The organism is Streptomyces sp. NPDC045026 (assembly GCF_056432625.1).
In genome coordinates, this window is record NZ_JBWKIS010000006.1 from 62,792 (window position 1) to 87,743 (window position 24,952).

At 71.7% G+C, this 24,952-nt stretch carries 29 protein-coding genes, 2 tRNA genes and 1 other RNA gene; 19 read left to right on the forward strand and 13 right to left on the reverse strand.

The features are described 5' to 3' along the window. Window positions 1–4: 4 nt before the first annotated feature. The 3 genes from purD to ffs all read right to left on the reverse strand — a co-directional run bounded on the left by purD (window position 5) and on the right by ffs (window position 3,930). Window positions 5–1,258: a phosphoribosylamine--glycine ligase gene (gene purD / locus AC07EJ_RS15440; protein WP_478884381.1), complete on the reverse strand. Its 1,254-nt coding sequence runs from the start codon at window positions 1,256–1,258 to the stop codon at window positions 5–7. Between the two features lie 205 nt (window positions 1,259–1,463). Continuing rightward, window positions 1,464–3,734: a DNA polymerase III subunit gamma and tau gene (locus tag AC07EJ_RS15445; protein WP_478884382.1), complete on the reverse strand. Its 2,271-nt coding sequence runs from the start codon at window positions 3,732–3,734 to the stop codon at window positions 1,464–1,466. Window positions 3,735–3,835: 101 nt separating this feature from the next. Next, window positions 3,836–3,930: signal recognition particle sRNA small type (gene ffs / locus AC07EJ_RS15450), an RNA gene on the reverse strand. Between the two features lie 121 nt (window positions 3,931–4,051). Here ffs and AC07EJ_RS15455 point away from each other — a divergent pair. Together AC07EJ_RS15455 and AC07EJ_RS15460 are read left to right on the forward strand one after the other, a co-directional pair. Next, window positions 4,052–4,139, forward strand: a tRNA-Ser gene (locus AC07EJ_RS15455). 100 nt (window positions 4,140–4,239) lie between these two features. Beyond that, the gene (locus AC07EJ_RS15460) at window positions 4,240–4,626 is read left to right on the forward strand and encodes a VOC family protein (protein WP_389481079.1); all 387 of its coding nucleotides are present in this window, start codon (window positions 4,240–4,242) and stop codon (window positions 4,624–4,626) included. A gap of 48 nt (window positions 4,627–4,674) precedes the next feature. Here the strand turns inward: AC07EJ_RS15460 and AC07EJ_RS15465 are convergent, their stop codons facing one another. After that, window positions 4,675–5,148 (reverse strand): DUF5994 family protein, encoded by a 474-nt coding sequence (locus AC07EJ_RS15465; protein ID WP_389481077.1) that lies wholly within the window; start codon window positions 5,146–5,148, stop codon window positions 4,675–4,677. 203 nt (window positions 5,149–5,351) lie between these two features. Here AC07EJ_RS15465 and AC07EJ_RS15470 point away from each other — a divergent pair, with 203 nt between their 5' ends. After that, a complete protein-coding gene (locus AC07EJ_RS15470) occupies window positions 5,352–5,552 on the forward strand; it encodes a hypothetical protein (RefSeq protein ID WP_389481076.1) in 201 nt (66 codons plus the stop codon). A gap of 24 nt (window positions 5,553–5,576) precedes the next feature. Here AC07EJ_RS15470 and AC07EJ_RS15475 read toward each other — a convergent pair whose 3' ends face one another. The 5 genes from AC07EJ_RS15475 to AC07EJ_RS15495 form a co-directional block, all read right to left on the reverse strand. Continuing rightward, window positions 5,577–6,527 (reverse strand): MASE1 domain-containing protein, encoded by a 951-nt coding sequence (locus AC07EJ_RS15475; RefSeq protein ID WP_389481075.1) that lies wholly within the window; start codon window positions 6,525–6,527, stop codon window positions 5,577–5,579. A gap of 62 nt (window positions 6,528–6,589) precedes the next feature. Continuing rightward, window positions 6,590–7,417: a PP2C family protein-serine/threonine phosphatase gene (locus AC07EJ_RS15480; RefSeq protein WP_389481074.1), complete on the reverse strand. Its 828-nt coding sequence runs from the start codon at window positions 7,415–7,417 to the stop codon at window positions 6,590–6,592. Window positions 7,418–7,450: 33 nt separating this feature from the next. Then, window positions 7,451–8,287, reverse strand: coding sequence for an isocitrate lyase/PEP mutase family protein (locus tag AC07EJ_RS15485; protein WP_389481073.1), 837 nt, complete (start codon window positions 8,285–8,287; stop codon window positions 7,451–7,453). Between the two features lie 177 nt (window positions 8,288–8,464). Then, window positions 8,465–8,791: a cupin domain-containing protein gene (locus tag AC07EJ_RS15490; RefSeq protein ID WP_389481072.1), complete on the reverse strand. Its 327-nt coding sequence runs from the start codon at window positions 8,789–8,791 to the stop codon at window positions 8,465–8,467. An 88-nt stretch (window positions 8,792–8,879) separates the two neighbouring features. Then, a complete protein-coding gene (locus AC07EJ_RS15495) occupies window positions 8,880–9,776 on the reverse strand; it encodes a LysR family transcriptional regulator (RefSeq protein WP_389481070.1) in 897 nt (298 codons plus the stop codon). A gap of 102 nt (window positions 9,777–9,878) precedes the next feature. Here AC07EJ_RS15495 and AC07EJ_RS15500 point away from each other — a divergent pair, with 102 nt between their 5' ends. Continuing rightward, complete coding sequence (locus AC07EJ_RS15500; protein ID WP_389481192.1) at window positions 9,879–10,640, forward strand: sulfite exporter TauE/SafE family protein; 762 nt, start codon at window positions 9,879–9,881, stop codon at window positions 10,638–10,640. A 23-nt stretch (window positions 10,641–10,663) separates the two neighbouring features. Here AC07EJ_RS15500 and AC07EJ_RS15505 read toward each other — a convergent pair whose 3' ends face one another. After that, on the reverse strand, window positions 10,664–13,351 hold the full coding sequence (locus AC07EJ_RS15505) for a GNAT family N-acetyltransferase (RefSeq protein WP_478884383.1): 2,688 nt from the start codon (window positions 13,349–13,351) through the stop codon (window positions 10,664–10,666). Between the two features lie 99 nt (window positions 13,352–13,450). On the opposite strand from AC07EJ_RS15505, the gene AC07EJ_RS15510 reads away from it, so the two are divergent. From AC07EJ_RS15510 to AC07EJ_RS15520, 3 genes are all read left to right on the forward strand, one after another. After that, window positions 13,451–14,044 carry an HhH-GPD-type base excision DNA repair protein gene (locus tag AC07EJ_RS15510; protein ID WP_389481067.1) on the forward strand — a complete coding sequence of 198 codons (594 nt, stop codon included), beginning with the start codon at window positions 13,451–13,453 and terminating at the stop codon, window positions 14,042–14,044. Window positions 14,045–14,169: 125 nt separating this feature from the next. After that, window positions 14,170–14,520 (forward strand): hypothetical protein, encoded by a 351-nt coding sequence (locus tag AC07EJ_RS15515; protein WP_393584247.1) that lies wholly within the window; start codon window positions 14,170–14,172, stop codon window positions 14,518–14,520. Window positions 14,521–14,590: 70 nt separating this feature from the next. Continuing rightward, window positions 14,591–14,752, forward strand: a complete 162-nt coding sequence (locus AC07EJ_RS15520; RefSeq protein WP_393584246.1) for a hypothetical protein — start codon at window positions 14,591–14,593, stop codon at window positions 14,750–14,752. A gap of 77 nt (window positions 14,753–14,829) precedes the next feature. On the opposite strand, the gene AC07EJ_RS15525 is transcribed toward AC07EJ_RS15520, so the two are convergent. Further along, window positions 14,830–16,524, reverse strand: a complete 1,695-nt coding sequence (locus AC07EJ_RS15525) for a helicase HerA-like domain-containing protein (protein ID WP_389481061.1) — start codon at window positions 16,522–16,524, stop codon at window positions 14,830–14,832. A 121-nt stretch (window positions 16,525–16,645) separates the two neighbouring features. On the opposite strand from AC07EJ_RS15525, the gene AC07EJ_RS15530 reads away from it, so the two are divergent. Both AC07EJ_RS15530 and AC07EJ_RS15535 read left to right on the forward strand, forming a co-directional pair. Further along, entirely contained in the window at window positions 16,646–16,942 is a 297-nt protein-coding gene (locus AC07EJ_RS15530; RefSeq protein ID WP_003955420.1) for a type II toxin-antitoxin system VapB family antitoxin, read from the forward strand. Between the two features lie 102 nt (window positions 16,943–17,044). Next, window positions 17,045–17,695, forward strand: coding sequence for a LytR C-terminal domain-containing protein (locus tag AC07EJ_RS15535; protein ID WP_389481059.1), 651 nt, complete (start codon window positions 17,045–17,047; stop codon window positions 17,693–17,695). A gap of 58 nt (window positions 17,696–17,753) precedes the next feature. On the opposite strand, the gene upp is transcribed toward AC07EJ_RS15535, so the two are convergent. After that, window positions 17,754–18,389 carry a uracil phosphoribosyltransferase gene (gene upp, locus AC07EJ_RS15540; RefSeq protein WP_389481057.1) on the reverse strand — a complete coding sequence of 212 codons (636 nt, stop codon included), beginning with the start codon at window positions 18,387–18,389 and terminating at the stop codon, window positions 17,754–17,756. Window positions 18,390–18,484: 95 nt separating this feature from the next. Between upp and AC07EJ_RS15545 the strand changes: the two genes are divergently transcribed. From AC07EJ_RS15545 to AC07EJ_RS15585, 9 genes are all read left to right on the forward strand, one after another. Beyond that, window positions 18,485–18,679, forward strand: coding sequence for a hypothetical protein (locus AC07EJ_RS15545; RefSeq protein ID WP_389481055.1), 195 nt, complete (start codon window positions 18,485–18,487; stop codon window positions 18,677–18,679). Between the two features lie 153 nt (window positions 18,680–18,832). After that, a complete protein-coding gene (locus AC07EJ_RS15550) occupies window positions 18,833–19,387 on the forward strand; it encodes a tRNA adenosine deaminase-associated protein (protein ID WP_389481052.1) in 555 nt (184 codons plus the stop codon). Between the two features lie 128 nt (window positions 19,388–19,515). Beyond that, complete coding sequence (locus AC07EJ_RS15555) at window positions 19,516–20,001, forward strand: nucleoside deaminase (RefSeq protein ID WP_478884453.1); 486 nt, start codon at window positions 19,516–19,518, stop codon at window positions 19,999–20,001. 93 nt (window positions 20,002–20,094) lie between these two features. Next, window positions 20,095–20,179 (forward strand) — tRNA-Ser (locus tag AC07EJ_RS15560). Window positions 20,180–20,520: 341 nt separating this feature from the next. Then, the gene (locus tag AC07EJ_RS15565) at window positions 20,521–20,697 is read left to right on the forward strand and encodes a hypothetical protein (RefSeq protein WP_389481050.1); all 177 of its coding nucleotides are present in this window, start codon (window positions 20,521–20,523) and stop codon (window positions 20,695–20,697) included. Window positions 20,698–20,727: 30 nt separating this feature from the next. Next, a complete protein-coding gene (locus tag AC07EJ_RS15570; RefSeq protein WP_100599123.1) occupies window positions 20,728–21,021 on the forward strand; it encodes a Dabb family protein in 294 nt (97 codons plus the stop codon). Between the two features lie 176 nt (window positions 21,022–21,197). Further along, entirely contained in the window at window positions 21,198–22,013 is an 816-nt protein-coding gene (locus tag AC07EJ_RS15575; RefSeq protein ID WP_376255172.1) for an RNA polymerase sigma factor SigF, read from the forward strand. 246 nt (window positions 22,014–22,259) lie between these two features. Then, window positions 22,260–23,120, forward strand: a complete 861-nt coding sequence (locus AC07EJ_RS15580) for an RNA polymerase sigma factor SigF (protein ID WP_389481046.1) — start codon at window positions 22,260–22,262, stop codon at window positions 23,118–23,120. Window positions 23,121–23,189: 69 nt separating this feature from the next. Beyond that, window positions 23,190–23,984: a hypothetical protein gene (locus tag AC07EJ_RS15585; RefSeq protein WP_478884384.1), complete on the forward strand. Its 795-nt coding sequence runs from the start codon at window positions 23,190–23,192 to the stop codon at window positions 23,982–23,984. A 43-nt stretch (window positions 23,985–24,027) separates the two neighbouring features. On the opposite strand, the gene AC07EJ_RS15590 is transcribed toward AC07EJ_RS15585, so the two are convergent. After that, window positions 24,028–24,237 carry a hypothetical protein gene (locus AC07EJ_RS15590; protein ID WP_362908477.1) on the reverse strand — a complete coding sequence of 70 codons (210 nt, stop codon included), beginning with the start codon at window positions 24,235–24,237 and terminating at the stop codon, window positions 24,028–24,030. A gap of 174 nt (window positions 24,238–24,411) precedes the next feature. On the opposite strand from AC07EJ_RS15590, the gene AC07EJ_RS15595 reads away from it, so the two are divergent. Next, window positions 24,412–24,906 carry a MarR family winged helix-turn-helix transcriptional regulator gene (locus AC07EJ_RS15595; RefSeq protein ID WP_389481040.1) on the forward strand — a complete coding sequence of 165 codons (495 nt, stop codon included), beginning with the start codon at window positions 24,412–24,414 and terminating at the stop codon, window positions 24,904–24,906. Window positions 24,907–24,952: the final 46 nt, after the last annotated feature.

Below are 24,952 nucleotides of genomic sequence, written 5' to 3' on the forward strand. Positions count from 1 at the left end.
TGGGTCAGGCCTCCTCGGCCGCCTTCGCCGCGATGTCGGTGCGGTGCTGCGAGCCGTCGAGACCGATCCGCGAGACCGCCGCGTACGCGCGCTCGCGGGCCTGCGTGAGGTCCGAGCCGGTCGCGGTCACCGAGAGCACGCGGCCTCCGGCGCTCACGACGGCGTCGCCGTCCCGCTTCGTGCCTGCGTGAAGGACGTACGCGTGCGGCGCATCCTGCGCGGCCACGTCGGAGAGCCCGGTGATGGGGTCGCCGGTGCGCGGCGTCTCCGGGTAGTTGTGGGAGGCCAGGACCACGGTCACGGCTGCCTCGTCGCTCCAGCGCAGGGGCGGCAGGTCCGCGAGCGTGCCGTTGGCCGAGGCGAGGAGGACCCCTGCGAGCGGGGTCTTCAGGCGGGCCAGGACGACCTGGGTCTCCGGGTCGCCGAACCGGGCGTTGAACTCGATGACCCGTACTCCGCGCGAGGTGATCGCGAGCCCCGCGTACAGCAGGCCGGAGAAGGCCGTGCCGCGGCGGCGCAGTTCGTCGACGGTCGGCTGGAGGACCGTCTCCATGACCTCGTCGACGAGCTTCGGGTCGGCCCACGGCAACGGCGAATAGGCGCCCATGCCACCGGTGTTGGGGCCCGCGTCACCGTCGAGCGCGCGCTTGAAGTCCTGCGCGGGCTGGAGCGGGACGACGGTCACACCGTCGGTGATCGCGAAGAGCGAGACCTCGGGGCCGTCGAGGAACTCCTCGATGACGACGCGGTCGCAGGCGTTGGCGTGCGCGCGGGCGGCCTCGATGTCGTCGGTCACGACGACGCCCTTGCCGGCCGCGAGCCCGTCGTCCTTGACGACGTACGGGGCGCCGAAGGCGTCGAGCGCCTCGTCGACCTCGGCCGGGGTGGTGCACACGTACGAGCGGGCGGTCGGCACGCCGGCCCCCGCCATCACATCCTTGGCGAAGGCCTTCGAGCCCTCCAGCTGTGCGGCTTCCCCGGAGGGGCCGAAGCAGGGGATGCCCGCGGCGCGTACGGCGTCGGCGACCCCTGCGACAAGGGGTGCCTCCGGGCCGACCACGACGAGGTCCGCGGCCAGCTCACCGGCCAGCCGGGCCACGGCCGCGCCGTCGAGGGCGTCGACCGGGTGCAGCTCGGCGACCTCGGCGATTCCTGCGTTGCCGGGCGCGCAGTGCAGCGCGGTGACGTCGGGATCGAGGGACATTGAGCGGCACAGGGCGTGTTCGCGGGCACCACTGCCGATGACGAGGACCTTCACGCCAGCCAGCATAGGCGGCGGGCCGGTGTGCTCTTGTACGGGCCGCCGAGCGCGGGGGCGGCGGGCGTTCGTGTGTTTCTCCATGGAGCGGGGCGCCGGGGGTCAATCCGAGGGCGTTTCGAGGGGCTGAGCCGCGTGGGCAGTGGCTGTGCTGCGTGGCCCGTGCTGTCCGGTCCCCGCTGTCCGGTCCCCGCTGCGAGGCCGCCTACTCGTTCGTGAATTCCTCGACGACCGTCGCCCCGAGCTCGCGGACGATCAGGTCGTGGCCGGAGAGGACCCCCGACTCGTCGAGGTCGGCGTCGTCGTCGGCCGGGATGTCGTCCTCGATGGAGACCGGGGGCGGCTCAGGGGCCGCCGGTCTCGGCGCGGGGGCGGGGGCGGATGCCTGCGGAGCGGACCGGTCCGGGGGGCGCGGCGCGGCCGGGGCCTGTGTCTGCGGGGCCGGCGGGCGCGGCGGAGCGGGTGCCGCGGGGGCACCACCGCCGCCCTGACCCGCGTAGCCACCGCCCTGGCCCGGGTAGCCGCCGCCCGCAGCGGGGGGCGGAGTCTGGCCACCACCGCCGCCCGAAGGGTCGACGACTGCCTCGACCTTCCAGTGGACGCCGAACTGCTCGGCCAGCGCCGTCCGCAGGACCTCTTCGCTGCCGCTGCTCGCGAAGTTGTCCCGCGCTCCGGCGTTCAGGAAGCCGAGCTGGAGGGTCGTGCCGTCGAAGCCGGTCACCTGCGCGTTCTGGCTGAGCAGGATCCAGGTGAAGCGGCGCTTGTTCTTGACCACTTCGAGGATGTTCGGCCACAGACTGCGCGGGTCGAGCCCACCGGCGGCGGGCGGTGCCGCGGCGGGGGGCTGAGAGGGGGTCTGTGGCTGAGGCTGGGCGGGGGGCGGCGTGGGCGCCGCGGCGGAGGGCTGGCCCCCACCGGTGCCTCCGCCGGTGGGCGCGGCCGTGGGCCAGCCGCCGGGGCGCCTGCCGCCACCGGCGGGGGCGGCGGTGGGCCACGCGCCGGGTGCGGCCCCGGCGGGCGGCGCCGCGGGTGCGGGTTCGGCCGGAGCCACGGGGGCGGCCTGAGCAGCGGGGGCCTGGGCAGGCGCGGGCGCCGGGGCAGGAGTGGGAGTGGGAGCAGGAGTGGGAGCAGGAGCAGGAGTGGGTGCAGGAGCAGGCGCGCTCTCGCCGCCGGGGCCGGACCCCCGCACCGCCGAACGGGCAACGGCCGGGCCGCCCCCCGGAGGAACCTGCGCGACGGCGGCCGCACCGGCGTGGGCGTCGGGCGCGGGAACGTACCCCATGGCGGGGCCGGAGCCCTGTCCCGCGGGTACGAAGTGGCCGCCGCGCTCCAGGCGGTCGAGCCTGGCCATCACGGAGCGGGCGTCGTCGTACGCGGCGGGAAGCAGCACGCGCGCGCAGATCAGCTCGAGCTGGAGCCGGGGCGAGGTGGCGCCCCGCATCTCCGTGAGCCCCTCGTTGACCAGGTCGGCGGCGCGACTGAGCTCGGCGCCGCCGAAGACTCCGGCCTGGGCCTGCATCCGCTCCACGACGTCCACAGGAGCGTCGATGAGGCCCTTCTCGGCCGCGTCCGGGACGGCGGCCAGGATCACCAGGTCCCGCAGCCGCTCCAGGAGGTCGGCGACGAACCGGCGCGGGTCGTTGCCCCCCTCGATGATGCGGTCGACGACCTCGAAGGCGGCCGCGCCGTCTCCCGAGGCGAAGGCCTCCACGACGGAGTCGAGCAGCGACGCGTCCGTGTACCCGAGGAGCGACGTCGCCATGGCATACGTCACACCGTCCTCGGCCGCGGCGGCGAGCAGCTGGTCCATGACGGACATGGAGTCACGCACGGAACCGGCGCCGGCCCGCACGACCAGCGGCAGCACGCCCTCCGCGACGGGGATGTCCTCCTTGCCGCAGACCTCTCCGAGGTAGTCCCTGAGCGTCCCGGGCGGCACGAGCCGGAAGGGGTAGTGGTGCGTACGCGACCGGATGGTCCCGATGACCTTCTCGGGCTCCGTCGTGGCGAAAATGAACTTGAGATGCTCCGGCGGCTCCTCGACGACCTTCAGGAGCGCGTTGAACCCCGCCGGCGTGACCATGTGGGCCTCGTCGATGATGTAGATCTTGTACCGGCTGCTCGCGGGCCCGAAGAACGCCTTCTCGCGCAGGTCACGGGCGTCGTCGACACCACCATGGGAAGCGGCGTCGATCTCGATGACGTCGATCGAACCCGGCCCGTTCCTCGCCAGGTCACGGCAGGACTGGCACTCGCCGCACGGCGTCGGCGTGGGTCCCTGCTCGCAGTTCAGACACCGCGCGAGGATGCGCGCGCTCGTCGTCTTGCCGCAGCCGCGCGGGCCACTGAACAGGTACGCGTGATTGACCCGGTTGTTCCGCAGCGCCTGCTGCAGCGGGTCGGTCACATGTTCCTGCCCGATGACCTCGGCGAACGACTCCGGGCGATAGCGGCGGTAGAGCGCGAGAGACGACACGTATACGAGGTTATAGGCGCCCACTGACAACCACGGCCGCCGCTGACAACCAGGGCCGCTCCTGACGACCACGGCCGCCGGGGGCGAACCGCCCCGGAACGCAAGACGCCCCCCACGCACCCGCCAGAGCCGACCTACCCTTGCTGCCTTCCGGCCCTGGGGGAGTTCAGTCAGATAGCGCCACGTGAGGGGCTGGGCTCCACAGTAGCTGATGCCCGGCCGGAATCACGAGCCCGGTCCCCGGCCCGATCACCGCCCCCGGGTTCGCCCCGGATCATGTTCGCGAGCACCCCCCAACGTCTTGTATTGTTTGCGGCGGAGGATTCGCCTAGTGGCCTAGGGCGCACGCTTGGAAAGCGTGTTGGGGGCAACCCCTCACGAGTTCGAATCTCGTATCCTCCGCCATTGCTCTCACCGGGCAATACGTTGAAGGGCCCCACCGCTTGCGGTGGGGCCCTTCGGCGTTCCCTTCGGCGTTCCGTGATTCGGCAGTGGAGGTCCTGACATGGCCAGTAAGTTCACCGAGCTCGCGATCGACTGTGCCGATCCCGACGGGCTCGCCCGGTTCTGGTGCGCGGTCCTTGGCTACGAGGTGCAGGACGAAGAGGACGGAGTTGTCATCATCGGCTCCCCCGAGGTGCCCGAAGGCAAGAACCGCCCCGGCCCGGTGCCACCGGCGTTGACCTTCGCGCGCGTGCCCGAGGGCAAGGTCGTCAAGAACAGGCTCCACATCGACGTCAACCCGACCGACAGGGAGCAGGACGAAGAGGTCCGCCGCCTGCTCGACCTGGGTGCTCGGCACGTCGACGTCGGCCAGGGCGATGTGAGCTGGGTCCTGCTTGCCGACCCGGAGGGGAACGAGTTCTGCGTCCTAGCGGGGCGCCGCCCCTGACCGGAGCGCGTACGACGTTTCCCCGGCTCGGGGTTCTTCGTTCCCGGCTCAGGGTTCTTCGGGTTCGGCGACGCGGAGTTGTGCGGCCTCGGTCATGTTGTCGCCGCAGACGGCGCGGGCCATCGCCGTGCGGGCCGCTTCGGGCTCCAACTCGGGAGGCACGACCAGGAGGACGAAGTAGTCCCCGTCTCCGCGGGTGACGAGGGCGGTGCCGTCGCCGATCTCGTGGGCGTCGAGATGCACGACACGGTCGTCGATGATCAGGCGGGTCGGGAGTTCTTCCCAGGCGGCGGAGTCGAGTCCGACGCGGGCGATGGGGCCGATGCGGGAGGTCAACTCCGTGATCAGCACGGGCAGTTCGGCCGTGATGTCATGGGAGCGGGGCCACCACGCGCCGTCCAGGAGACCTTCGCGGGACTGGGTGGTCTCCAGGCGCGGCAGGGCCGCCGCGGGTTCCGCCTCCCGAGGGGGCGCGTCCGGCACAAGCGTCGAAGGCTGGTGGGGGGTGTCGGATTCAGCCATGGTGGTTCGCCCGCCTCGGTCGTACGGCCGACGCCCACGAGCCACCGTACCGATGTCGGCGCGGGCGATGACCGGCGCGATGCCGTCGTAGCTTCACGGTACCCCCGGGGGCCACGCCCACGCTCGTCACGGAAGGCCGCGACCGCTCCCGGGCGCGGCCCCGGGGGTACGGTTAAAGCAGCGGAAAGCGGGAGGTGACGGCCATGGAGGCGATCATCCTCATCGGCGCCATCGTCCTCGTGACCCTCCTGGGCATGCGCCTGATCCACCGGATCAACGCCCGGCACGACGCACGCATCGCTTCGCACCACTTCAGCGATGCCATGCCGGGTGTCGGCAGACGGAGCCGCAAGCACCACCGGCCCGTCCCCGCAGACCCGTCCGCCCCGGCCGACCACAGCTGACAGGGACGTACGACGTACGTCACGTCAATGCTCCTGCCGCGGCGCCAGGTGTTCCACCACTTCCGTCAGGTCGCTGACCGCCTGTTCGATCTTCTGGCGGACGCTCTGCTGTTCGGTGACGATCGCCGCGAGCAGCAGCGCGGTGAGCGCCGCGGAGCCGTTGAGGGCCTGGAGGTTGACCATGACCTCGAAGAGGGTGTGGTGGGCGAACGGGCCGGCGTGGTCGGTGGCCGCCGAGATCCCCAGTACGGACACGAACAGCACGCACGGCGCCGCCCCCGCGAGCTGGAAGCGCAGCGCCGCCCAGGTGAGCAGCGGGAAGACGAGGAAGAGCAGGGCGAGCGGGCTTCTCGTGGCCACGGGTGTGATGAGGGCCGCGGTGACCAGCAGAGCCACCGCCTCCGGCCACCGGTGGGTGTTCCAGGGGGGCTTGGCCCTGCTCAGCGCGATCAGCAGCGGGGTGCCGACGAGTACGCCCATCGCGTCACCGGCCCACCACGCCGCCCACACCGGCCCGAACACGTTCCAGGCGAGACGGCCGGTGAGCGCCAGCACGCCCGCGCCGACGGTGGCGCTGAGCAGTATCGGCAGCAGTCCGCCCAGGAAGACCAGGGCGACGCCGTCCCGCAGCCTGTCCAGCTCGACGCGGAAGCCCGCCTTGCGCAGCAGCACGTAGGCGCACATCGGGGCGAGGGTGTTCCCGGCGACGATCGCGAGGTCGGACAGCTGGAAGGGGTTGATCGATTCGATGAGTAAGAACGCGCCGAGCGCGATGCCCGGCCAGACGCGCAGGCCCATCCAGAGCAGGCAGGTGACGGCGACGCCCGTCGGGAGCCAGAGCGGGGTGACGACCGCGCCTTCGAGGGCGATCCGCTGCCACAGGCCGAGCCGTCCGGTCGCGTAGTAGGCGGCGGCGACGGCGAGGATTCTCAGCAGGGCCTCGGAGAGGCGTCGGAGTTCCTCGGTGCGCACCACTGGATCACATAATCACTCCCGTCCCGCTGCGGAGCGTGACACGCGCTGCCGGGGGACCGCTGTCACCCGGGCAGGACGGGTGGCGGGTCGTGGCACAGGACGAGTACCGCGGAGTCGTCCTGGTGGCCGGTGCAGTCGGCGACCTCCATCACCGCAGCGGCGAGTTCCGCGGCGTCGGCGCCCGCCTTGGCCGCGACGACCCGGGCCACGCGCTCCAGGCCCGCCTCGATCGGGAACTTGGGCCCTTCGACCACGCCGTCGGTGACCAGGACGTACGCCCCCGCCGTCGAGAGGTGGCGCCGGGTGACCGGGTACTTGGACCCGGGCAGCATGCCGAGCGGCAGTCCGCCCTCGTCCGCCGAGACGCCGTACCGGCCGTCGACCGTGGCCCAGATGGCGGGGACGTGGCCGGCGCGGGCGGACTCAAGGACCCAGGTCGTCGGGTCGAAGCGGATGAAGCTGCAGGTGGCGAAGAGTTCGTGGCGCATCGACAGCAGCAGGTCGTTGGCCTGGGCGAGCGCCTCGCCCGGGTCCGGGGCGAAGGCGGCCACGGCGCGCAGGGCGATGCGGATCTGCCCCATGAAGGCGGCGGCCTCGACGTCGTGGCCCTGGACGTCCCCGATGGAGAACCCGAGGGCGCCGTCAGGGGTGGCGAACCCGTCGTACCAGTCCCCGCCGATTTCCAGGCCGTGGCGGGCCGGCGAGTAGCAGGCGGCGGTCCGCAGTCCCGGCAGGGCGGGCAGCGAGACGGGGAGCATTTCGTGCTGGAGGGCTTCCGCCAGTTCGACCCGGGCGTGCTGGAGTTCCGCCCCGGCGCGTGCCTGTGCGGCAAGGAGGCCGAGCCTGGTCAGCAGGTCGTCGGCGCTCTCGTGCTGGCTGGGACGCGTCATGGACCGCTCCGGGTACGGAAATCCCCCGCTTCATCATATTTCCGTGGCCTGCCCACCGCCGCTCAGCTCCTGGACCTCGCCGTACGTCGGCGCCGCCGCGGGGCTCGCGTCCCGGCCCGCCCGTACGTCGAGCGCGGCCGTGACCGCGGCGCCGAGTGCCGCGCGGAACAGGAGCGAGCCGAGGCTGACGCGGCGGACGCCCAGGGCGCCGAGCTCGGGGACGGTGGGGCCCGTGGGGGAGTAGAGGATGTTCAGGGGGATGCCGGACGGGCGCAGGTGTGCCACGAGTTCCCGGATCGCGGCCGGGTCGCTCAGGCCCGGTACGAAGACGCCGTCGGCGCCCGCCCGCCGGTAGGCGTCGAGCCGGTGCCGGGTCTCCGGCTCCGGCGCGGTCCGCGGGTCCGGGAGCCAGTACGTGTCCGTGCGGGCGTTGACGAACAGGTCCGGTACGGCGGCCTTGACCGCGGCGATCTTCGCCGCGTGGACGGGGGCCGGGGTGAGGGTGCCGTCGGCCCTGCCGTCCTCCAGGTTGATTCCCACGGCGCCCGCCCGCGCCAGCTCACGGGCGAGGCCGGCGACCGCGGCCGGGTCGTCGCTGAACCCGCCCTCCGCGTCCACGGACAGCAGGAACGCTCCCCCGCCCAGGCCGCGGGCCAGGCGCAGGGTCTCCTCGCGGGTGGCCGCGGCGCCGTCGGGCAGCCCGGCCGCGGCGGCCACGCCGAGGCTCGTCGTACCGATCGCGGTGAACCCCTGCCCGGCGAGCGCGGCGGCACTGGCGTGGTCCCAGGCGTTGGGGAGGAGGAGGGGGCTGTCGGGGTCGTGGTGCCGGGCCTTGAAGGCTTCGCAGGCTTCGCGGGCGGGCCGGTTCATCGGGAGGTCCCTTCGAGGGGGCCGGCCGCCGGGGCCGGGCGGGGGTCCGCCAGGGCCTGCCGCACGTCCTCGTACCGGGCCGGCCGGTGACAGCCGTACTGTCCGTGTGTCATGCACCGCACGCTAGGCGCGCAACGGTTCGGCGCCGGCCGAAGCGTCGGGAGCGGCGGGCGCCCCTCAGTCGTTGACCGCCGTCAGGAGCACCGCCGCGTCCGTGACCGCACGCAGTCCGTGCCGCTCCTGCGGAAGCGCGTGGAGCCGGCCCTCCGTGAGCGTCACGTCGCCCGAGGCCGCCGTCAGCACGACCTCGCCGCGCAGCACCTGGAGCGTCGCGGCGGGCGGCGCGTTGTGCTCCTCCATGATCTCGCCCGCCGCCAGGGCGATCACGCTCTGCCGGAGCGTCTCCTCACGGAGCAGGAGGTGCGCGCTGCGGCCGTGGGGGGAGGTCCGGGCGGCGGCGACGTGCTTGTCGGCGAGAGCGCTCAGGTCGTACGTCGTGGTCATGCTTCCAGCGTCCCCCGGGGACCCGGCCCCCGCCACAGGCACGAGACGTCTCCGCGGTCCCGGACCCCGCCACGACCGTGTGCAGCCCCTACCTGCCGCAGTGCTCCGCCACCAGGTCCGCGAAGGCTCTCGCCAGCGGGGTCAGCGTGGACCAGCGCCGGACCGCCCAGCCGACCGCGAGCGGCGGCAGGTCCGGTACGGGGACGAGGACCGGGCCACCCACGCGGTCGGGGTCGCGCCGGCCGGGCAGTTCGGGGACGAGCGCGTGGCCCAGGCCCAGTTCGGCGAGGTGCACGGCGGTGGCCCAGTCGGCGACGCCCGCGTCCGACCCGGCCGGCCTGACGATCCCGAGCCCGGTGAAGTGCCGGTCGAGGTGGGAGCGCGACGTGGACTGTTCGGGCGGCCTGATGAGGTGGGCGGCGGCCAGGTCGTCGGGGTCGATCCGGGTCCGGCCGGCCAGCGGATCGTCGGGGCGCACCGCGAGGACCCACGGGAGTTCGACGACGGGGCGCTGCTCGACGCCGCGTTCCGGCGCGCCGATGGTGACCCACGCGAGGTCGAGGTCGTGCGCGGCGAGCGCCTCGTGGGCGCTGTGGCTGGAGCTGACCGTCTGGAATTCCAGGCTCGCCCGGGGGTGGCGGCGCCGGAAGCCAACGATGGCCTCGGACATGAAGTGGCGCACGGTCGTCGCGCCCGTGGTGACGCGCACCGCGCCGCTCTCGCCGTGGGCCAGGTCGCGCAGGCGGCGCACCGCGACGTCGATACCGCCGATGCCCTCGGCGGCGGCGGTCCGCAGGATGCGCCCGGCGGGGGTCGGCAGGACACCGCGCGCGTGCCGTTCGAGGAGACTGACGCCCACCTCCCGTTCGAGGCGCCGGATGTGCTGGCTCACCGCCGACTGCGTACAGGACAGGTCGCGGGCGACCGCGCTGAGGCTGCCCGCCGCGCACACGGCGACGTAGACACGGAGATCGTCGAGGGTCACGGCGCCAACGTAGCCATCCCGCCACCCCCAAGCCAGCCCTTGGAACTCTCCAAGGAATGGCGAGGATTGACTTGGATGTCAGGCTCCGAAACGATCTCGGGCGTGGATGCACTTGAAGCAGTGGCCATCGGAGCGGCCGGTGTCGCCGCCGGCGCGATCAACGCGGTGGTCGGCTCCGGAACGCTCATCACCTTCCCTACGCTCCTCGCATTCGGCTATCCGCCGGTGCTCGCCAACGTGTCGAACAACATCGGCCTCGTACCGGGCGTGCTCAGCGCCGCGTACGGCTACCGGCGCGAGCTGAAGGGGCAGAAGAAGCGGCTCCTCCGGTTCGGCACGGCCTCGCTGATCGGCGGGCTCACGGGCGCGCTGCTCCTGCTGAAGCTGCCCGCCGACGCGTTCACGGCGGTGGTGCCCGCCCTCATCCTGGCCGCCTGCGTCCTCGTCGTGCTCCAGCCCCGGCTCAGCCGCTGGTCGAAGGAGCGCCAGGCCACGGCGACGCGCACCGACGGCGGCGTGCCGATGTGGTTCGGGGTGCTCGGGACAGGCGTCTACGGCGGCTACTTCGGCGCCGCGCAGGGCGTGCTGCTCATGGGCATGTTCGGCAGCTTCATCCACGACGACCTCCAGCGCCTCAACGCGGCGAAGAACGTCCTGGCCTCGATCGTGAACGGGGTCGCGGCGGTCATCTTCATCGCCGTCGCCGACGTCGACTGGGCGGCGGCCGCGGTGATCGCCGTCGGCTCCACGCTGGGCGGCCTGACCGGCGCGAAGTTCGGCCGCAGGCTGCCCCCGGCGGTCCTTCGCGCGGTGATCGTCGTGGTCGGCGTCACCGCCTCGGTGATCATGCTCGTACGAGGCTGAGCCTGCGGGCTGTCAGCGCTTGATCAGCGCTTGAGGAACGCGATCCGGGCCCGCTTCTCCGGAAGGAACACCTCCGGCAGGTCGATCTCCGGGAGCACGATCTCGGGGCCGAGTTCGAAGCCGGCTCGCTCAAGGAGTGCGACCGCCTTCGCGTTGCGCGCGTCGGGCTCGACCACGATCCGCCGCTTGCCGTGCCCTTCGAGCGCGTACGAGACGAGGACGGTCATGAGCGCTCCGGTGAAGCCGCGCACGGCGCCGTCCGCGGCCGGGGCGATCAGGAAGTGCACGCCGATGTCACCGTCCTCAACCTCGTAGCACTCGCTGACCCGGTCGGCCTCGGGCTCGTACGTCTGGAAGAGCGCGACGGGCTCGCCGTCGAGGCGGACGAGGTGGGCGTGGTGCGTGGTGAGCGAGTCGAGGTGCTCGTACGTCTCCCGCACCTGCTCGCGGCTCGCGCCCTCCATGCCCCAGAACCGGGCGCGCTCCTCGCGCACCCAGCCGTGGATCACGTCGAGGTCGGCGGCGGGGTCGACCGGGCTGACGCGGACGGTGCCGAACCCTTCGACGGTCTGCTCGTACACGCGGGGCTCCTTCTGGTGGGGGTGGTCTTCTCCGGTGAGGCGGGTCCAGTCCGTGACTACGGGGACCAGTTCGCCCCGCAGCCACAGGGGGAGCTGGTCGCGGCGGTGCGGCGAGCCGGGGATTCCGGAGGCGCCGAGCGGAACCACCCACAGGCTGTTCGCACGGTCGGCGACGTCCCACACATAGCGGGCGGCCGGGCCGCGGGCGCTGAGGTCGGTGACGCCGGGGACGCTCGAGGTGGACAGGACGCAGTCGTGGTCGCCGGACAGGCCCGGCCTGACCTCAGCTCCGTCAGCTCCGTCATCTCTGCCATCTCCGTCATCTCCGTCATCTCCGTCAGGGAGTGCCCGCCAGGCGGCGAGCCGGTGCCGGTCGCCCCAGGTCTCCCCCGTCTCCGTGGCCCCAGCGACCTCCTCGACCGCCTCGCGGACGACCTCCTCCCGGTCCACGTCCGGGAATTGGCCGGTCGTCAGCAGCGCCTCCAGGGCGTACGCGATGCGCGGCGCGAGGGCCAGCCACGGCCGGAAGATCTCCGGGTACGCCTCCCCCATCCCCGTGAGCGGTGCGAACGCGGGGTGCGCGGCCAGCTTCCGTACGACCACCGCTCGCACCCGCGCGTACGCGGCAGCGTCCGCGCTGTCCGCGTCCATGTGCCGGTCCCAGGCGAGCAGCCGCTTCCTCAGCGCCTCGGCTCCGGGGCCGAGGCCGGCTCCGGGGCCGAGGCCGTCGAGGCGGGCCACGAGGTCGAGCAGGGGACGGGCGGAGGCGAGGCGGGTGTCGGTGTGGACGGCGGCCATGCCGGGGGCCGTCCACTTCTCCCCCGCGTCGAGCAGCTCCCTTATGCGGTCCGCCCGGTGCGGCGGCGCGAACTCGATGCCGAGGGGCGCGGCGAGGCCCCGCTGGTTCGCCATGACGGCGATGGTGCCGACGGGCTCGCGGGGCAGTTCGCGCAGGCCGCGCCAGGCGTGCCGGGGCTCGTCGGCAGGGACGACGCGGAGCAGGTTCTCCGGGTCGCGCTCGGGCACGGCGCCCGCGACGCGGTGCAGGAGACCGCCCTCGGTGTCGGCGGCCTGGACGACGTTGACGGGCTCGGCCCAGCGGTCGAAGGCCCGGTCCACATCGGCGACGGTGCGGGCGCGGAGCAGGGCGGGCAGCGCCGAGAACCCCAGGTCCTCGCGTACGCGCGGTGGCTGGCGCAGCGCGATGCCCTCGCCCTCGTCGGGTCCGCCGATGACGACCGTCCCGCGCTCGGTCTCGACGACCTCGACCTCCTGCGGCCGGGCGCCCGCCACCTCGAAGGTCTCCACGCTGCGGAACGCGGGTCGCCACCCGTCGGGCCCGAGCGCCTCCACGCCGCCGTCCGGGAGCCGCCGCAGCCGCTCCCGGTACAGGTCCTGATAGTCCGCCATCGCGTTGGTGATCGCCCAGGCGACGGTGCCGGTGTGACCGAAGTGGCCGATGCCGGGCACGCCGGGGACGGCGAAGCCCACGACGTCGTACTCCGGGCAGGCGAGCCGTATCTGCTGGTAGACGCCCGGGTCCTCGATGTAGCGGTGCGGGTCGCCGGCGATGAGGGGGCCGCCGGTGGCGGTGCGGTCGCCGGTGACGAGCCAGCCGTTGCTGCCGGAGGTGCCGGGGCCGTCCATGGCGAAGAGGCCGACGGCTGTGGGCCCGACGCGGCGTACGACCTCGTCGCGCCAGAGCTTGCCGGGGAAGCCGGCGAACAGGATGTGCGTGGACAGCCAGATGCCGAGGGGGGTCCAGGGCTGCCACCGGCCCGGTTCGAGACCGGCGCGGGCGAACTCCGGTGCGGTGTCGCCGAGTTCACGCAGTCCGGCGTCCACCCCGGCCACGTACGCGCCGAGCCAGCCCCGCGTCTCCTCGTCGAGCGCGCGGTAGCAGCGCCGGGCCGTGTCGTCGATACGGGCCTGCCGGGCGAACCGGTCCCAGCCGGCCGACTCCGCACCGAGGAAGGCGGCGGACGTGCCCTGCGAGCGGTGCCGCTCGACCTCGATCTGCCAGGCCCGGTCGGTGGCGGCGTTGTAGCCCTGGGCGTGGACCAGTTCCCGCGCGCTGTCGGCACGGAGGTGGGGTATGCCCCACTCGTCCCGGTAGACCTCGACGCTCACGCTTTCCCCGCCCCGCCTTCACCCGCCTTACAGATTAGGGCAGCCTAACCTAAGCCAGAATGGGGTGCGCCCCGGCCCAGGCCGCGCGATCATCGACTCATGGACGTCACCCTGCACCTCGCTCAGGAGCCGGACGCCGACGCGCTCCTCGGTCGCAGCCCGCTGGCCGCGCTCGTCGGCATGCTGCTCGACCAGCAGGTCCCCATGGAGTGGGCGTTCGCCGGCCCGCACACGATCGCCCAGCGCCTGGACGCCGACGATCTCGACGCGCACGAGATCGCCGCGTACGACCCCGAGGCCTTCGCCGAGCTGCTGTCCGCCAAGCCGGCCGTGCACCGCTACCCCGGCTCGATGGCCAAGCGGATCCAGCAGTTGTGCCAGTACCTCGTCGAGCACTACGACGGGGACGCGAGTGCCGTCTGGGAAGGCGTCAAGGACGGCAAGGAACTGCTCAAGCGCCTCAACGACCTGCCCGGCTTCGGCACGCAGAAGGCCCAGATCTTCCTGGCCCTGCTCGGCAAGCAGCTCGGGGTGCGCCCCAAGGGCTGGCGCGAGGCCGCGGGCGCGTACGGCGAGGCGAAGTCCTTCCGGTCGGTCGCCGACATCACGGGACCCGAGTCGCTCACGAAGGTGCGGGCGCACAAGCAGGAGATGAAGGCGGCGGCGAAGGCGGCCAAGGCCGCGGGGAAGTAGGACCCGAAGCAGGACCCGAGGCAGGTCCCGCCGCGCGTCAGCACACGCCGCGCCCCGTAGCCCATGAGGGCGGATCTCGTCCGTGTCGATCGTCTTCGGGTCGCCACCGGGGGACATTTACGTCCATGAGCACGCGCGCCTCCCCAGCGGGCGCGGGCCGCCGCACCGCGCGCCGGCCCGCGTGGGCCCGGACGTTGCTCGTCCTCCTCACCCTGCTCGGCACGGCATTCGCGTCCGCGGTCCCGTGCGCCGCGGCCGCGCACGCCGCGTCCTCCCCCACCGAACCCGGCGAGCTCCACCAGGACGCCCCCGACAACGCGCTGCGCCTGCCGACGGGGCACGCCACTCGCCTCCCCGCCGAACGCGCCACCCCTGCGCCCCCCGCGCTCCCTTCCGCGCCTCCCGCGCGCCCCCGTGCGCCGCGCGCCACCCTCAATGCCCTGAACGTCCTGCGCTGCGTCGTCCTGCGCTGCTGACGGCGCGGTTCCGCCCTCCCGGCGGACCGATCCGGCACACCCCCCACGCACGACAAAGGACGACACCCTCATGCCCATCGACCCTTACGCGGTCCTGCGCGCCCTCCTGCGCGCCGAAGCGGTCCGCGACGGACGCCCGGCACGCCCCGTACGCCCCGCACCCGAGACCCCGAAGCCCACGCCCCCGGCCGACGACAAGACACAGGACACGGACCCGCGGGACCGCGCCTGAACCGCCCGCACGACGATGGTCCCGGCCCCGCACCCGCGGGACCGGGACCACCACCGAGACCGTTACCTCCGCCGCGTCTACCTCCGCCGCGTCCCGAACAGCGACCGCGAGATCTCCCGCCCCAGCTGCGTACCGACCGACCGGGCAAGCGACTTGAAGATCCCGCTGCCCACCACCTGTTCCACGACGGACTCGTCCTGCTTGACCTTCCCGCGCCCACCGGAACCCCGCGCCGCGGCCTTCTCGGCCTTCTCGGCCTTCGCCGCCTGTACCGCCTGCGCCTCGGCGTCCTTGCGCGCCTGCGTCTCGGCCTCCTGGGCCGTCAGCTTCTCGTACGCGGACTCACGGTCGACGGCGGTGGCGTACCGCGCGTACAGGACCGACTCCTTCACGGCCTTGTCGAGCGCGGCCGCGTCGATGGGTCCCATCAGCGACTCGGGCGCCCGCAGCCGGGTCGCGGCGACCGGCGTCGGCGCGCCCTTCTCGCTCAGCACGGTGACCACGGCCTCGCCCGTACCGAGCGAGGTCAGCAGCTCCTCCAGGTCGTACGCGGAGTGGGGGAACGTCTTGACCGTCGACTTCAGCGCCTTCTGGTCGTCGGGCGTGAAGGCGCGCAGCGCGTGCTGCACGCGGTTGCCGAGCTGGGCGAGGACGTCGGACGGCACGTCCTTCGGCGTCTGCGTCACGAAGAACACGCCCACGCCCTTGGACCGGATCAGCCGCACGGTCTGCGTGATCGCCTCCAGGAACGCCTTGGACGCGCCGCTGAACAGCAGATGCGCCTCGTCGAAGAAGAAGACCAGCTTCGGCTTCTCCACATCGCCGACCTCGGGAAGGTCCTGGAAGAGATCCGCGAGCAGCCACATCAGGAACGTCGAGAAAAGGTGCGGCTTGTCCTGCACGGCGGGCAGTTCGAGTACGGAGACCATGCCGCGCCCGTCCGGTGCCGTGCGCAGCAGCTCGCTGCTGTCGAACTCGGGCTCGCCGAAGAAGTCGCCCATGCCCTGCTGCTCGAACGCGGTCAGGGCGCGCAGGATCACCCCCGCCGTCGTCGTGGAGAGGCCGCCGATGGTCTTCAGCTCCTGCTTGCCCTCGTCGGAGGTGAGGAACGTGACGACCGCGCGCAGATCCTTGAGGTCGACGAGTTCGAGGCCCTTCTGGTCCGCGTAGTGGAAGATCAGGCCGAGCGACTGCTCCTGCGTCTGGTTGAGCTGGAGGCACTTGGAGAGCAGGACCGGGCCGAAGCTGGTGATGGTGGCCCGCAGGGGGATGCCGGGGCCGATGCCGCCGAGCGCGTAGAACTCGCAGGGAAAGCCGGTCGCCCGCCACTCCTGACCGACCTCCGCCGACCGCTGCGTCACCCTCTCGCCCGGCACGCCCGGGGCCGAGATGCCCGAGACGTCGCCCTTGATGTCGGCGAGGAAGACGGGGACGCCCTGCGCGGCCAGCTGCTCGGCGACGAGCTGGAGCGTCTTGGTCTTGCCGGTGCCGGTGGCGCCCGCGACGAGGCCGTGCCGGTTGAGCATCCCCAGCGGAATCCGGATCTGCGCGTCCGGCAGGCACTGCCCGTCCCACACGAGGGCGCCGAGGTCGAGGGCGGGCCCGGCCAAGGCATAACCGGCGGCGATCTCCAGGGCGGGGGCGGGGAGTGCGGGGGCGGTCGAGACGGATTCGGGAGCGGTCTCTCCGGGCGTCAACCCGACGCCCGCGTCTACCCCTGATGAAGGCTTCGCATTCGCCGGCCCGGCCGGGATCGGCTCGCTGTCACTCATTTCTGGCCCCTGTCCCCGGATTGAGTGTTCCCGGTTTGCCCATATTTAGGACGTCATTTCCCAGCCTCGCACTCCGTCTCCATGGCTGCGCCCGGAGAGCAGGGCCCGGTAGGCTTTCCGTGTGATCTTCAAGCGCATCGGAAACGGCCGGCCGTACCCCGACCACGGCCGGGAAAGCACCCGGCAGTGGGCGGACGTCGCGCCGCGCCCGGTCCGCCTCGATCAGCTCGTGACGACCAAGGGCCAGCTCGACCTCGAGACGCTCCTCGCCGAGGACTCGACGTTCTACGGCGACCTCTTCGCGCACGTCGTGAAGTGGCAGGGCGACCTGTACCTGGAGGACGGCCTGCACCGCGCCGTGCGCGCCGCGCTCCAGCAGCGCCAGGTGCTGCACGCCCGCGTCCTCGAGCTGGGCTGAGCCGCGGGCCGCGGCGCCCGCGTTGACCCTTTCGGGTAGTCCCCGGCGCGGACCAATGATCATTTAGTAGGAATCACCGCCGGGGCGCACTACGCTGCGCCCATGAGCATGCTCACTCCCCCCGGCATGGGCGGCAAGTACCGCATCACGGGAGACAAATATCCGCGTATGCGCCGGAGCCGCGGGCGCAGCAGGATCGTGCTCGCCGTCGTCGCCTCCGTCGTGGCGGTCGGCCTGATCGGCTGGGGCACCCTGCAGCTGATCGACGTCTTCACCGGCGGCGGCGACAAGGCCTCGGCCGCGGGAGCCACCGGCGACTGCCGGACGAAGACCTCCGCGTCCCCCGGCGCCTCCGCGAGCCCGAAGATCCTGCCGAAGCCCGGCCAGGTCACGGTCAACGTCCTCAACGCCACGCCCCGCAGCGGCCTCGCCAAACAGACGGCGGACGAGCTGAAGAAACGTGGCTTCGCCATCGGCGACGTGGGCAACGCGACGAAGGCGTACGACAAGAAGGTCAAGGGCCCCGGGCTGCTGCTCGGTGCCAAGGCCGCCACCGACGCGGCGCTGCCGGTCCTCGGCACGCAGCTCGCCGGCGCCGAACTGAAGACCGACACCCGCGCGAAGCCGGCCGAGGTCGACCTGATCATCGGTACCGCGTTCAAGCAGCTCACGACGAAGGCGGACGCCGACAAGGCCCTGGCCGCGCTGACCAAGCCCTCGCCGACGTCCGCCACGTCGAAGAAGCACTGCTGAACTGAACCGCTGAACCGAACGGGTCCCGTACGGGGCCGGGGTTACGGGGACGGGGTGGCTACTCGGCCGCCCCGTACATCCGGTCGCCCGCGTCGCCGAGGCCCGGGACGATGTACCCGTTCTCGTTGAGCCGCTCGTCGACCGAGGCCGTCACGACGGTCACCGGCGTACCGGCGAGGTCGCGCTCCATGATCTCCACGCCCTCGGGGGCGGCGAGCAGCACCACGGCCGTCACGTCGTCCGCGCCGCGCTTGATCAGCTCCTGGATCGCCGCGACGAGCGTGCCGCCGGTGGCCAGCATCGGGTCGAGGACGTAGACCTGGCGCCCGGACAGGTCGTCCGGCATGCGCGTCGCGTACGTCGACGCCTGGAGCGTCTCCTCGTCGCGCACCATGCCGAGGAAGCCCACCTCGGCGGTCGGCAGCAGCCGCACCATGCCGTCGAGCATGCCGAGACCGGCCCGCAGGATCGGCACGACCAGGGGCCGCGGGTAGGAGAGCTTCACACCGGTCGTGCCCGAGACCGGGGTCTCGATGTCGACCAGCTCGGTGCGCACATCCCTGGTGGCCTCGTAGGCGAGCAGAGTGACCAGCTCGTCGGCGAGGCGCCGGAAGGTCGGGGAGTCGGTGCGCTTGTCGCGCAGCGTGGTGAGTTTGTGCGCCACCAGCGGGTGGTCGACGACGTGGATCCGCATGTCCTCAACAGTAACCGGGTCCGGGCCGCCCTCGTGCTGGCATCAAACCCGCCATCGGAGGGAATGCGGAAAGGACCGACTGGGGTGGTGTGCCTATGCCGGATCAGGGACAGCACGACCGGGGACAGGACCCGGAGCCGGAGGACGGCGAGGACGAGCGCAGGCGGCGCCGAGCCCAGTTCCTGGGGGAACTCGCGGAGGCGCGCGAGCTGCGCGACCGGGTCCGGCCACGCCGTGCCAGGGCGGCACGAATGCGGCAGCAGATGCGCATGCGTACGTTCCGCTGGTGACGCCGCGCGAACACAGCGGGCGGAAGACCTCTCCTGAAGCGATGGTTTCTGCCACGATTCCGATTGGGCGGGGCTCGGAACTGCACTCCCCGCCTCCCCAGTCCGCCGGGGGGATCCCCAACCGGCACACCTGAGACCAGTGGGAGAGTCACGGTGTACTTCGCCGCACTGCTCGCGCGCACCGAAGACGGGTGGGAAGCGAGCGATACAGAGCTCGACGACGTGGAGGCCCTGTCGGACCTGACCGACCTGGCCCGTGAAGCCTCGGCCGGCGGTGCCGAGGACGACACAGTGCTCGTTTTCATCGAACAGGAGGACGCCTGGTTCGGCGTCGTCCGCGTGGACGGTGAGGAGGACCCTCGCATCTACGTCTCCGACGCGGCCGCAGCCGCCCGGAGTTCGTACGGCGAGATCCTGCTCACCGACGAACTGCTCGGCAAGGATCCCGACCAGGACGAGCTGGACGCCCTGGATCTCGACGGGACCGAGGACGGCGAGCCCGACCCGCCCGACGAGGACGAGGCGGGGGACGACGACGCGGCGGATCCCGACGCGGAGGCCGTGCCCCCGGGCCCGATCGGGGACCGGCTGATCCTCGCCGACCTCGGAGTCTCCGAGAAGGAGCTCCTCGCCCTCGACCCCAACGACGCCCTCAGCGAGATCGCCGAGGTCCTGGGAGCGGCGGAGGTCCTCGAAACGGTCCGATAGGTCCCGCCCGTCCACCATTCATCCACTACTCCACGACGATGCCGGTGCCGGTCGCGGTCGGCTACATTCCGCCCGTGAGCACCACAGACCAGGCACCGGACCCCGTACGCGACCCCTGGCGGCAGGCCATGCGCCTCGCCGTCCGGGAGGCGCGGCTCGCCGCCGAGGGCGGTGACGTGCCCGTCGGGGCCGTCGTGCTCGCCCCGGACGGCACGACCGTGCTCGCCTCGGGGCACAACGAGCGCGAGGCGACCGGGGACCCGACCGCGCACGCGGAGGTCCTCGCGATCCGGCGAGCGGCCACGGCTTTGAGGGATTCAGCGGCGCGCAGCGCCTCCCGCACGAGTGGCGGTGGGAGACGGGCGGGCGAGTGGCGGCTCACGGGGTGCACGCTCGTCGTGACCCTGGAGCCGTGCACGATGTGCGCGGGCGCCCTCGTCCAGTCCCGGGTCGACCGGGTCGTCTACGGGGCGCGCGACGAGAAGGCCGGGGCGGCCGGATCCCTGTGGGACGTCGTCCGCGACCGGCGCCTCAACCACCGCCCCGAAGTGATCGAGGGCGTACTCGCCGACGAGTGCGCGCAGCAGCTCACGTCCTTCTTCCGGGACCGCTAGCCGGGACGCCGCAGCGCCCTCCGGACGGGCCTGTGACGGGTCTCCCGGATACGGATTTCGGACCACGGCCCAACTTGGGCTAGGATCTCTCTCGGTAGCGTGTCCGAGCGGCCGAAGGAGCTCGCCTCGAAAGCGAGTGTGGGGAAACTCACCGAGGGTTCAAATCCCTCCGCTACCGCTGACAACGCCCCTCTTCCCCGGGTCACCGGAGAAGAGGGGCGTTCTGCATGTCCGGGCGCGCATGTCCCGCCGCACATCGGAGGATTGGGGCGGGGGAAGAGCGGCGGCGCGGACCCGACCCCGCACTCGGGGCCCTGTCCCTGCCCGCCGGATTCCTGCCGGATCCGCCGGGCCCACCACCCTTCCTGTTCCCGGCCGCACGCCGCACGGACCGGCAAAGGGCCTCGGCCTCAGGGCCGTTGGACCTTGAAAACCGGATAACCAGCTGAACAGACGTCCGGGATACACTCACGCCCGGCACAGGGATCACACGGGACACGGGCAAGGGGAGGCCAGAGCGTGGTGCAGACGAAAAAAATAGGTCTCTTCGTCGTCGTCGTGTTCGTCCTCTACGTGATCATCACGGACCCGGCCAAGGCCGCGGACTACGTCCAGATAGGCTTCGAAGGCGTCTCGTCCGCTGCTCAGAGCATCGGCGACTTCATGACCTGGGTCGTCAACGGCGGCGGAAGCTGAGCGACCTGTAAGCGTCTGCAAGGAGTGCCCGTGATCCGCCATCTGGTCCTCTTCAAGCTCAACGAGGGCGTCCAGCGCGACGAGCCCCGCGTCGTCGAGGGCGTCAAGGCCTTCCGCGCACTCGGTGAGCAGATCCCGGAGCTGACGTTCTGGGAGTGCGACTGGAACATCACCGACCGCCCCATCGCGTACGACTTCGCCATCAACTCGGCGGTCGAGGACACCGATGCGCTCAAGCGGTACATCGAGCACCCGGCCCACCAGGCGGGCGTCGCGCAGTGGCGCGAGTTCGCCACGTGGGTGATCGCGGACTACGAGTTCTGAGCCGATCGAACGGTAAATCGGCCCTTCACCGGAACGGTGAAGGGCCTTTCGGCGTCTTATGCCCCAACTTGCCCTTCAACACGTAGTTATGCGGTGCTTGCACACAGTGCACATGTCTTGTGATGCTATGACCGCTTTTGACGGATGAGTTGACGGACGAGCTGACGGAGACAGAGGTGGCGTTGACCGTGCCGGCCAGTACAGCGCCTCAAGCACCGCCCGCGAAGAGCCGGGGCGCCGACACCCGTGCGCTGACCCAGGTCCTCTTCGCCCAGCTCAAGGACCTGCTGCCGGGGACCTCCGAGCACACCAGGGTGCGCGCCGCCCTCATCGAGGCCAACCTCCCGCTCGTGCGGTACGCGGCGGCCCGCTTCCGCAGCCGCAACGAGCCGATGGAGGACGTCGTCCAGGTCGGCACGATCGGGCTCATCAACGCGATCGACCGCTTCGACCCCGAGCGGGGCGTGCAGTTCCCGACGTTCGCGATGCCGACCGTCGTCGGCGAGATCAAGCGCTACTTCCGCGACAACGTGCGCACGGTCCACGTGCCGCGCCGGCTCCACGAGTTGTGGGTCCAGGTGACCGGCGCGACCGAGGACCTCACCACGGCGTTCGGACGCACCCCCACCACCGCCGAGATCGCCGAGCGCCTGCGCATCGCCGAGGACGAGGTCCTGGCGTGCATCGAGGCCGGGCGCTCGTACCACGCGACGTCACTGGAGGCGGCCCAGGAGGGCGACGGGATGCCCGGCCTGCTCGACCGGCTCGGCTACGAGGACCCGGAGCTCGACGGGGTCGAACACCGCGATCTCGTACGGCATCTGCTCGTTCAGCTGCCCGAGCGTGAGCAGCGGATCCTGCTGCTGCGCTATTACAGCAATCTGACGCAGTCACAGATCAGCGCGGAATTGGGCGTTTCCCAGATGCATGTGTCAAGACTGCTGGCCAGAAGCTTCGCGCGGCTCAGATCCGCAAACAGGATCGAAGCGTAACCGGAACGGGTGGAGTGCCTTTCCCGGCACTTCCCCGCCGAAATACGTCAGTTCCCCGCCACACCCCCCTTTTCCTGCACGGATTCACCCCATCCATGTCGACATGTCACTACAGCGTGTTGCCGACATGTGACATTCTGCTGGAACCGCGTTTGCCGCAGCCCCGCCTCCGGTATTCAGGTGGAGGCTGCGTTCCTTCCAGACGGGAGCGTCCGCCGCGACCGTCCGCGACCTCAAGGGGGTGGCATGTCCGCAGTCCAGGGCAGCTCGAAGGTGCTCACGCTCAGCAAGAGCGCGTCAGCGCCCGACGTGCTTCAGAGCCCGCCTGTATCCGGGGCTTCCGAAGCCATCGACACCCGCACCCTGTCCCGCTCCCTCTTCCTGCGGCTCGCCGCACTCGACGAGAACAGCCCCGAGCGTGGCTACGTACGGGACACCCTCATCGAGCTGAACCTCCCGCTGGTCCGGTACGCGGCGGCCCGCTTCCGCAGCCGTAACGAACCGATGGAGGACATCGTCCAGGTCGGCACGATCGGCCTGATCAAGGCGATCGACCGCTTCGACTGCGAACGCGGCGTCGAATTCCCGACGTTCGCGATGCCGACGGTCGTCGGCGAGATCAAGCGCTTCTTCCGTGACACGTCCTGGTCGGTGCGCGTGCCGCGCCGGCTCCAGGAGCTGCGGCTCGCGCTGACCAAGGCGAGCGACGAGCTGGCCCAGAAGCTGGACCGCTCGCCGACCGTTCCCGAGCTGGCCGTGGTGCTCGGCGTCTCCGAGGACGACGTGGTCGACGGACTCGCGGTGGGCAACGCCTACACCGCCTCCTCCCTCGACTCCCCGGCGCCCGAGGACGACGGCGGCGAGGGCTCGCTCGCGGACCGCCTCGGCTACGAGGACACGGCCCTGGAGGGCGTGGAGTACCGCGAGTCGCTCAAGCCGCTGCTGGCCAAGCTCCCGCCGCGCGAGCGCCGCATCATCATGCTGCGCTTCTTCGCGAACATGACGCAGTCGCAGATCGGCGAGGAGGTCGGCATCTCGCAGATGCATGTGTCGCGGCTGCTCACGCGGACCCTGTCGCAGCTCAGGGAAGGCCTGATCGCCGACTGACGCACGCCGTGCGGCGCCGGTGCCGTTGACGGGGTTCCGAATTGACGGACCGTCAGACACACTGGCGCGATGCGACGAGCATCGATACGCGGCCGCCGAGGCGCCCTGACGGGTGCGACGGCGGCCGTGGTCTGCCTGGGCGGTCTCCTTGCGGCGTGCGGGAGTTCCGGCGGCGGGGACGGTTATGTGGCGGTCGGCGCGGCCGGGGCCACGCCCGAGCGGACGCCGGGGCGCACGGTGGCGCCGACCGGTGACGTGGAGCTGGTGCCGCTGGACGGGGCCGCCTCGGATCCGCCGGAGACCGCGGGTTCGGGTACCCCGGGCAGCGGCGGAATCGACGGGGGCGGCGGGGGCGGCGACAAGTCCCCTGGTGGCGGCAGTTCGGGGGACACGGGCGACGCGGGCGGAACACAGACGCCTGCCGGCAGTGGTTCCGGGGCGCCCGAGGGGTCAGGGACCGACGGGTCGGGGCAGCCGTCCACCGGCACGGGCGGGTCCGGCTCCGGGGCGACGACGCCGTCCGCCCCGGGTACCGGCACTCCGAGCACTCCGAGCGGGCCCGCCGTCCTGAAGACCGGGGACCCGGAGCGCAAGGCCACGGACAAGCGGTGGTGCGAGGACGTGACCCTGAACATGGTCAACACCGGTGGTTCCGCGGTGCGTTCGGGCACGGTGACGTTCGGGACGCACATCATCGGCGCCCTAGGCATCGACTGGGCCACTGTCGAGTCCACCCAGGACCTCCCCGTGCCGATCGACGCGGGGAAGCGGAAGAAGAAGACCTGGACCGTGTGTGTCGACGCCTGGCGGGTGCCGCTCGGCATGCACGTGGAGACGCGGGACGTCTCCGTCGAATGGAAGTGAACGGCTCTCCGGCGAGAGCCGAAGGGCCGGAAGCCTGAAAGACCTACTTGAGGGCCAGCCAGGCCACGCCTGCCACGATGACGACGGCGAGCACGATGCCGAGGATCAGACCGGCGCCGGGTCCCGACTTCGCCGGGGCTGCCTGCTGGCGCGACTGCGAGGCCGGTTCGTCGACGAAGGCGCGGAACATCTGGGTGCTCCCCGCGGGGTCGTAGTTGCCTTCGGGGGCCGGGCCCTGGGGGTTGTGTGCCATGGGGAAGGACCCTAGCGAATCCGTGCGGGTGACGCCACACCCATGTTGAGCTGCGGCTTTACATGTGCAACCCCTCCCCTTTACCGGGTTTTTATTCTTCTGCACCCCTTTTCGTTTGCCTGCGGCAACCAACTGTCTCTATGGTTGCCCTAAGCAACGAACGTAGGAGGTGCCGTGGCCGAGCAGAGTCAGTACGAACAGCTCGCCCGACAGTTCAGTGCCTTCGGTGCCGTCAAACGAGACCTCGCGCGGTCGCTGCCGCACGACTGTCCGGCCGGTTCGGCCGCGGTCCTCATGCTTCTCGCCCAGTACGGCGAGATGCGGATGAGCCGCCTGGCGGAACTGCTCGCCGTAGACATGTCCGTGACCAGCCGCCACGTGGCGCACGTCGCCGAACGCGGCTGGATCGACCGGTCGCCCGACCCCGCGGACAAGCGCTCCCGCATCCTCAGCCTCACCGACCAGGGCGTGAAGCAGATCGAGCTGCTCTCCGAGCGTTCGACCGAACTGCTGGCCTACCGGTTGAGCGACTGGTCCGACGACGAGGTCGGACAGCTGATCGCGATGATGAGCCGGCTCCGCGACAGCTTCGGCGACTGCCGTTACACGCCGCGACTCGCGCAGGCGGTTCCGGATGCCACCGAAAAGACCACCCGTACACCCGCGTAAGCAAAGGAACCCCATGGCAACAACCACACCGGCAGGTGTGCGGGGC

Bases quoted from the DNA above. Each gene is read 5' to 3' on its own strand.
- AC07EJ_RS15460 (WP_389481079.1), top strand. From the start codon at position 4,240: ATGGCCAGTAAGTTCACCGAGCTCGCGATCGACTGTGCCGATCCCGAC.
- AC07EJ_RS15465 (WP_389481077.1), bottom strand. From the start codon at position 5,148: ATGGCTGAATCCGACACCCCCCACCAGCCTTCGACGCTTGTGCCGGAC.
- AC07EJ_RS15470 (WP_389481076.1), top strand. From the start codon at position 5,352: ATGGAGGCGATCATCCTCATCGGCGCCATCGTCCTCGTGACCCTCCTG.
- AC07EJ_RS15480 (WP_389481074.1), bottom strand. From the start codon at position 7,417: ATGACGCGTCCCAGCCAGCACGAGAGCGCCGACGACCTGCTGACCAGG.
- AC07EJ_RS15485 (WP_389481073.1), bottom strand. From the start codon at position 8,287: ATGAACCGGCCCGCCCGCGAAGCCTGCGAAGCCTTCAAGGCCCGGCAC.
- AC07EJ_RS15490 (WP_389481072.1), bottom strand. From the start codon at position 8,791: ATGACCACGACGTACGACCTGAGCGCTCTCGCCGACAAGCACGTCGCC.
- AC07EJ_RS15510 (WP_389481067.1), top strand. From the start codon at position 13,451: ATGGACGTCACCCTGCACCTCGCTCAGGAGCCGGACGCCGACGCGCTC.
- AC07EJ_RS15515 (WP_393584247.1), top strand. From the start codon at position 14,170: ATGAGCACGCGCGCCTCCCCAGCGGGCGCGGGCCGCCGCACCGCGCGC.
- AC07EJ_RS15520 (WP_393584246.1), top strand. From the start codon at position 14,591: ATGCCCATCGACCCTTACGCGGTCCTGCGCGCCCTCCTGCGCGCCGAA.
- AC07EJ_RS15525 (WP_389481061.1), bottom strand. From the start codon at position 16,524: ATGAGTGACAGCGAGCCGATCCCGGCCGGGCCGGCGAATGCGAAGCCT.
- AC07EJ_RS15535 (WP_389481059.1), top strand. From the start codon at position 17,045: ATGAGCATGCTCACTCCCCCCGGCATGGGCGGCAAGTACCGCATCACG.
- upp (WP_389481057.1), bottom strand. From the start codon at position 18,389: ATGCGGATCCACGTCGTCGACCACCCGCTGGTGGCGCACAAACTCACC.
- AC07EJ_RS15545 (WP_389481055.1), top strand. From the start codon at position 18,485: ATGCCGGATCAGGGACAGCACGACCGGGGACAGGACCCGGAGCCGGAG.
- AC07EJ_RS15555 (WP_478884453.1), top strand. From the start codon at position 19,516: ATGCGCCTCGCCGTCCGGGAGGCGCGGCTCGCCGCCGAGGGCGGTGAC.
- AC07EJ_RS15580 (WP_389481046.1), top strand. From the start codon at position 22,260: ATGTCCGCAGTCCAGGGCAGCTCGAAGGTGCTCACGCTCAGCAAGAGC.
- AC07EJ_RS15585 (WP_478884384.1), top strand. From the start codon at position 23,190: ATGCGACGAGCATCGATACGCGGCCGCCGAGGCGCCCTGACGGGTGCG.
- AC07EJ_RS15590 (WP_362908477.1), bottom strand. From the start codon at position 24,237: ATGGCACACAACCCCCAGGGCCCGGCCCCCGAAGGCAACTACGACCCC.